The sequence below is a fragment of the Bradyrhizobium iriomotense genome, from assembly GCF_030160715.1.
GTDB lineage: Bacteria > Pseudomonadota > Alphaproteobacteria > Rhizobiales > Xanthobacteraceae > Bradyrhizobium > Bradyrhizobium iriomotense.
Map to the genome: position 1 here is coordinate 45811 of NZ_BSOW01000050.1, position 6985 is coordinate 52795.

Genomic DNA, 6985 nt, shown 5'->3' on the forward strand with positions numbered 1-6985 from the left:
CTCTAGGATCAGAGCGCGGACGGCGGCGGGAATCTGAGCGCGACGGTCAGTCCCGGCGCATTATCGCGCAGCGAGACCTCGGCGCCGTGCAGGCGCGCAACCGCTGCGACGAGGCTCAGGCCGAGGCCATTGCCGGGCGTGTAGCGGCTCTGCTCGAGACGATAGAAGCGCTTGAACACCTGGTCGTGCTGGTCGCTCGGAATACCCGGGCCGTTGTCGGCAATTGCGATGCTCGCGGCCCCGTCTTTGGCGGTGCAGGTCACGCTCACCTGCCCGCTTGCGCGGCCGTGCTTGATCGCGTTGTCGACGAGGTTGGCGATGGCGTCGAACAGCAGGTCGCGGTCGCCGGTGACCCTGACCTCGCGGTCGCCGGTCAAGCTGAGGCGGGTCGCGACCTGCTCGGCCGCGGCATCATAGAGCTCGACGACCTCGCCGGCGATCTCCACGAGGTTCAGCTCGCGGAATGCGCCCTTGCGGGCGCGGGTCTCGATCTCGGAGATCCGGGTGATGGAAGCGAACATGCCGAGCACGGCATCGAGATCGGCGATGGTATCGCCGATCAGCGCCGCATCATTCTCGCTGTTGCGCGGGATATGATAGGCCTTTTCCAGCCGGCCGCGCATGCGCGTCAACGGCGTGCGCAGATCGTGCGCGACGTTGTCGCTGACCTGCTTGACCTCGCCCATCAGGGTTTCGATGCGGTCGAGCATCTGGTTGAGGTTTTCCGCAACGCGATCCCATTCGTCATGGCTGCCGCGCAAGGGGATGCGCTGGTCGAGGCCCGAGAGCATGATGGCGCGGCTGGTGGCGTTGATCTGCTCGATGCGGCCGACCGTGCGCCGCGTCACCAGCACGGCGGCCACCGCGGCAAGCACCAGCAGCAGCAGGGCGACCGCGATCATCGCGAGCTCGATCATCGCGGTGAAGCCCTCGTGATCGCCGACCTCCCCGACTCGGCTCTGCACATAGGCCAGCGTCCCGTAATAGACCCAGGCGATGATCGCGGCGACGATCAGGCCGAAGATCGCGATCGCGATCAGCGCCAGGCGGAACGTCGATGACTTAAGCGTATTAGCCAGGAGCACGGAGGCAATATCCGATGCCGCGGATGGTGTGGATCAGCGGATAGGCCTGGCTGTCGTCGACCTTGCGGCGGACGCGGCCGACATAGACGTCGATGATGTTGGTGGAGGGATCGAAATGCAGGTCCCAGACGTGCTGGAGCAGCATCGCGCGGGAGACGACGCGGCCCTCGTTGCGGACGAGATATTCGAGCAGCTGGAATTCGCGCGGCAGCAAGGGGATCTTCTTGCCGCGCCGGCTGGCACTGCGCGAGATCAAATCGACGGCGAGATCGCCGACGCGCAGGATCGTCTCCTTTGCGATCGTCTCGCTGCGGCGTCCGAGCGCCTCGAGGCGCGCGAGCAGCTCGACGAAGGAGAACGGCTTGACCAGATAGTCGTCGCCGCCGGCGCGCAGGCCCCGCACGCGGTCGTCGACCTCGCCGAGCGCGGAGATGATCAGGAAGGGCGAGACGATGCCGTCGTCGCGCAGCTGGCGCATCACCGTGATGCCGTCGATGTCGGGCAGCATGCGGTCGATGGTGATCACGGCATAGTCGCGCTCACTGCCGCGGCTGAGCGCCTCGCGGCCGGTCGCGGCGAGATCGACCTCGTAGCCGCTCGTCGTCAGCTCTTCGGCGAGCTGGCCTGCGGTCTCCAGGTCGTCCTCGACGACGAGAATGCGGCGGTGACCTCCGGTCATGGTTTAACTCCGCGCGACGATCGCCACCAGACTATCCCGTTCCGGGGCAGGGCGGAACTGCCCGGCGGCGATCGCGACAACGGTGCGGTCACGTCATGCTAGTACCAATCGTCCCCGCACACATTGACCCACTGCCAGCCATAGGGCGTCCAGGTCTGCCGCCAGCAACCGTCGTAGTAGCCGGCATAGATGAAGGGGGCGCCGCCGAAGAAGAAGCGATGGTGATGCCGGAAGAAGGCGTGGCGGCCGATGAAAGGCCTGCCGTGCCAGCCGGCGCCGGCAAAGCGTGGCCCGACAAAGGCCGCGCGGGCGGCCATCGGGCTGCCTGCAAAACGCGGCCCGACGAAAGCTGCCCGGGCAGCCATCGGACTGCCTGCGAAGCGCGCGCCACCAAAGCTCGCTCCGCCAAAACGAGCACCGCCCATGCCGCCGAAATGAGCGCCGCCCATGCCGCCACCCATGCCACCAGCACGCATGCCGCCACCCATGCCCATGCCGCCACCACCCATATGCCCACCGCCGCCGAAGCCGCCATGTCCGCCGCCGCCACCGCGCTGGGCGAGGACGGGCGACGCGACCGCCAGCGTCGCGGCGACTGCCGCTGCGACGAGGCCTGTGAGAAGCCTGTTGTTCATCGGAAGATCCTCCTTGCAGTGCGGCTGTAGCCTCGCCGCACTCGGAGGATCAGATGATGTGACGGGAGGCCATCCTTCAACTTACAAATGCGCCAGATTCTGACGCGGATGTTAGTTTGCCAGAGTGCCTTACACCGGCTTGCCGCGGCCGCTCTTTTCGGCGGCGCGGCGGAGTGCTTCGGCGAGCGCGCCGCCGCCGGAGGATTCCTGCTTGCGCGGCGCCGATGAAGTCATGCGGCCGGCGTTGCGCGAATTGTCGCGCTGCATGCCGGGCGCATCCTTCGTGGTGCCGACCTCGTCATCGAGGCGCAGCGTCAGCGAGATGCGCTTGCGGGCGACCTCGAAGTCCAGCACCTTCACCTTGACGATGTCGCCCGGCTTCACCACCTCGCGCGGATCCTTGATGAAGTTTTTCGACATCGCGGAGATGTGCACGAGGCCGTCCTGGTGCACGCCGATATCGACGAAGGCGCCGAAGGCGGCGACGTTGGTCACGGTGCCCTCGAGAATCATGCCCTTCTGGAGATGCTTGATCTCCTCGACGCCTTCTTTGAATACGGCCGCCTTGAACGCCGGACGCGGGTCGCGGCCCGGCTTTTCGAGTTCGCGCAGGATGTCGGTGACGGTCGGCAGACCGAAGGTCTCGTCGACGAAATCCTTCGGCTTCAGCGTCCGCACGATCTCGCTGCTGCCGATCAGCGCCTTGATGTCACTCTTGGTGGCCGCGAGAATCCGGCGCACCACCGGATAGGCTTCCGGATGCACGCCGGAGGCATCGAGCGGATCCTCCCCGCCGAGGATGCGCAGGAAGCCCGCGCACTGCTCGAACGCCTTCGGCCCGAGCCGCGGCACGTCCTTGAGCGCCTTGCGCGACTTGAACGGGCCGTTGGCGTCGCGATGCTGCACGATGCTCTGCGCAAGGCCGCTACCCACGCCCGACACGCGCGCGAGCAGCGGCGCCGAGGCGGTGTTGACGTCGACGCCGACCGCGTTCACGCAGTCCTCGACCACAGCATCGAGCGACTTGGCGAGCTTGGCCTGACCGAGATCGTGCTGATACTGGCCGACACCGATCGCCTTGGGCTCGATCTTGACGAGCTCGGCGAGCGGATCCTGGAGGCGCCGCGCGATCGAGACCGCGCCGCGCAGGGTGACGTCGAGGCCCGGCAATTCTTCCGAAGCGAAGGCCGAAGCCGAATAGACCGACGCGCCCGCTTCCGACACCACGATCTTGTTCATCTTCAGCTCAGCCAGGCCCTTCACGAGCTCGGTCGCGAGCTTGTCGGTCTCGCGCGAGGCGGTGCCGTTGCCGATCGCAATCAGCTCGACGCGATGCTTCAGCGCGAGCCTGCCGAGGATCGCGAGCGACTCGTTCCACTGCCGCTGCGGCTCGTGCGGATAGATTGCGGTGGTGTCGACCACCTTGCCGGTCGCATCGATCACCGCGACCTTGACGCCGGTGCGGTAACCGGGATCGAGCCCCATGGTGACGCGGGTGCCGGCAGGTGCCGCGAGCAGCAGGTCGCGCAGGTTCGAGGCGAACACGCGCACAGCCTCGGTCTCGGCCGCGTTCCACAGCCGCATCCGCAGATCGATGTTGAGATGCACCTGGATCTTGGTGCGCCAGGCCCAGCGCACGGTGTCGATCAGCCAGCGATCGCCCGCGCGCTTGAGGTCGGCGATGCCGAACCGTTTCATGATCTTCAATTCATAGGCGCTCGGCACGCCCGCCGGCGGCACTTCGGCCTCGGCCTGGATCTGGAGATCGAGGATCTCCTCCTTCTCGCCGCGGAACATCGCGAGGATGCGGTGCGACGGCAGCTTGGTCAGCGGCTCGGAGAACTCGAAATAGTCGGCGAACTTTTCGCCCTCGGTCTTCTTGCCGTCGCGCACCTTGGAGGCCATGCGCGCATTGGTCCACATTTCCTCGCGTAAGCTCCCGATCAGGTCGGCGTCCTCGTCGAAGCGCTCGACCAGGATGGCGCGGGCGCCATCGAGTGCGGCGGCAGCATCCGCGACGCCCTTCTCGGCGTTGATGAACGCTTCGGCCACCACCTTCGGATCGTTGGTGGGCTCCGCCATCAACTGGTTGGCGAGCGGCTCGAGGCCGGCCTCCTTGGCGATCTCAGCCTTGGTGCGGCGCTTCGGCTTGAACGGCAGGTAGATGTCTTCCAGGCGCGCCTTGCTGTCGGCCGCCATGATGGTGGCCTCCAGCGCCGCATCGAGCTTGCCCTGCTCGCGGATCGATTCGAGGATCGCCTTGCGGCGGTCTTCGAGCTCGCGCAAATAGACGAGCCGCTCTTCCAGCGTGCGGAGCTGCGCGTCGTCGAGCGCGCCGGTGGCTTCCTTGCGGTAGCGGGCGATGAAGGGAACCGTGGCGCCGCCGTCGAGCAGCGTCACCGCCGCCTCGACCTGCTCCTCACGGGCCCCGAGCTCCTGCGCAATCTTCTGGTTGATGTTTGCCACGCCAGTTTCCTCTAATCCAAGCACGCGACGCGAACCGAACCACCGGTCGCGGGACGCCGCTTATGGACCAACCCGACTTGATTCATCAAGGTGCAGCGCGGAACCGTCGACAGAGGTTTTTTGTTGCGCCGAGTCGATTTATTGGTCCGCCTTCCCGCCACATTCGTTCGATTTCCGCGCGCCACGATCATGGAGTGCGTCGGGCAAACATTGGATCGTAGCCCGGATCGAGCGGAGCGCAATCCGGGAAGACGTATTGGCCGGTGCTTGCCGCCCCGGATTACGCTTCGCTCCATCCGGGCTATGGGACGTCATGAGGCGGCTGCGCCTTCCAAATTCAGCGCAGCAGCCCTGCGCGCCCGGTTTGTTGACAGAGTCCCCGGCGGAATTATGGTGCCGCCCGCACGAAAGGGACCGACATGACTTTGCCGATGAGCTGGAATGAGTGGGCGCAGCATGATGGCGTGGGGCTGGCTGCGTGCGTCAAAAAGGGCGAGGTCACGCCTGCCGAACTGGCGCGCCAGGCCGCGGCAGCCGTGGCGAAGGTCGATTCCGCGCTGTCGGGCGTGGTCGAGCTGTTCGACGACGTGATCGCGGATCCCACCAAGGACGGCGCCAATCTCAGCGGCCCGTTCGCCGGCCTGCCCTTCCTGATGAAGGATCTCGGACCCACCATGAAAGGCCGCCTTCAGGAGATGGGCTCGCTGTTGATGCGCGGCAATCGCGCAGGCGCTGACACTTTCCTCACGACGAAATTCCGCCAGGCCGGATTGAACCTGATCGGACGCACCACAACGCCGGAGTTCGGCGTGTGCAGCTCGGCCGACAATCCGGCCGTCTATGTCACGCGCAATCCCTGGAATACCGACTACACCACCTGCGGCTCGTCGGCGGGCAGCGCCGCGTCGGTGGCGGCCGGCATCGTGCCGATTGCGCATGCGACCGACGGTGGCGGCTCGATCCGCATTCCCGCAGGGGTCAACGGCAATATCGGGCTGAAAGTGTCGCGCGGCGTGTTCTCGCTCGCACCGCACATGTCCGATCTCACCGGCCTCGTCTCGATCCAGGGCTGCCAGTCGCGCAGCGTGCGCGATACTGCGGCCTTCGTCGATCATGCCCGCGGGCCGGCGCCCGGCGAGTTCATGCCGTTCTGGACCACGGCGCAACCCTACACCGAGATGATCAAGCGCGACCCCGGCAAGCTCCGCATCGCGTTGTCGCATCAATGGGGCGATTATCGCGCGACGCCGCACATCGCCGCCGAGCTGGAGAAGATCGGCCGCTTCCTCGAAGGCCTCGGCCATCACGTCGACTTTGCCCTGCCCGAGCTCGATTTCCGCGCCGCCTTCGACGCGCAGACCACATGCTACATTTCCAACTTCGCCGTCGTGATCTCAAACATGCTCGCCGCGCGCGGGCTGGAGCGGCCGCCGGAGGATCTCATCGAGCCGATGAACATCCGGATCTGGGAGGCGGGCCGCCATACGAGCTTTGCCGAACGGGCGAAGATGCAGGCGGTGTTCAACACGACATCGCGCGGCTTCGGTGGCTTCTTCGAGCAGTGGGACGTCATCCTGACGCCGGTCACCGCACTGCCGACGCCGAAGGTCGGCACAAAGGAATATCTCACGATCTCCGACAATCCGGATGTGCTGGACTGGTTCGGCAATCTCTGGCGCAATTTCGCCTTCACGCCGCTGGCCAATCTCTGCGGCATGCCGGCGATCTCGCTGCCGCTCGCCGAGAACGAGCACGGCCTGCCGCTCGGCATCCAGGCCATCGCCAAGCAGGCCAATGACGGGTTGCTGCTGCAACTCGCCGCGCAAATCGAGCGCGCCATCGACGGGAAGTGGAATGCCGGCAAGAAACCGAAGGTGCACGTGACGAAGGGGTGAGCGGGCGACTGCTTGAACTTGCGTAGGGTGGATTAGCCGCAGGCGTAATCCACCATGCCACGGGGCGAGAGAGGTGGTGGGTTACGCTTCGCTAACCCACCCTTGTATTAGCGCGATCGCTTATGATGGGTGCCGTTCCGTGAGGAATGGCCCAGCCCGGGTGACGGCCCGAGCTGGGTCGCCGTTCGATCGGATCGGTACCCACCGAAGCCTTGAGGGCTGTCA

At 65.9% G+C, this 6985-nt stretch carries 5 protein-coding genes; 1 reads left to right on the top strand and 4 read right to left on the bottom strand.

Annotated elements, in window-relative coordinates; all coding sequences use genetic code 11:
- Positions 1 to 8 precede the first annotated feature (8 nt).
- From QQL28_RS41590 to QQL28_RS41605, 4 genes are all read right to left on the bottom strand, one after another.
- Positions 9 to 1085, bottom strand: a complete 1077-nt coding sequence (locus tag QQL28_RS41590) for a sensor histidine kinase (protein WP_284275093.1) — start codon at positions 1083 to 1085, stop codon at positions 9 to 11.
- Complete coding sequence (locus tag QQL28_RS41595; RefSeq protein ID WP_284275096.1) at positions 1072 to 1764, bottom strand: response regulator transcription factor; 693 nt, start codon at positions 1762 to 1764, stop codon at positions 1072 to 1074. The genes QQL28_RS41590 and QQL28_RS41595 overlap by 14 nt, the downstream gene beginning before the upstream one ends.
- Before the next feature lie 98 nt (positions 1765 to 1862).
- Complete coding sequence (locus tag QQL28_RS41600; protein ID WP_284275098.1) at positions 1863 to 2399, bottom strand: hypothetical protein; 537 nt, start codon at positions 2397 to 2399, stop codon at positions 1863 to 1865.
- 129 nt (positions 2400 to 2528) lie between these two features.
- The gene (locus QQL28_RS41605; protein ID WP_284275100.1) at positions 2529 to 4865 is read right to left on the bottom strand and encodes a Tex family protein; all 2337 of its coding nucleotides are present in this window, start codon (positions 4863 to 4865) and stop codon (positions 2529 to 2531) included.
- Positions 4866 to 5284: 419 nt separating this feature from the next.
- Between QQL28_RS41605 and QQL28_RS41610 the strand changes: the two genes are divergently transcribed.
- Positions 5285 to 6760 carry an amidase gene (locus QQL28_RS41610; protein WP_284275101.1) on the top strand — a complete coding sequence of 492 codons (1476 nt, stop codon included), beginning with the start codon at positions 5285 to 5287 and terminating at the stop codon, positions 6758 to 6760.
- Positions 6761 to 6985: the final 225 nt, after the last annotated feature.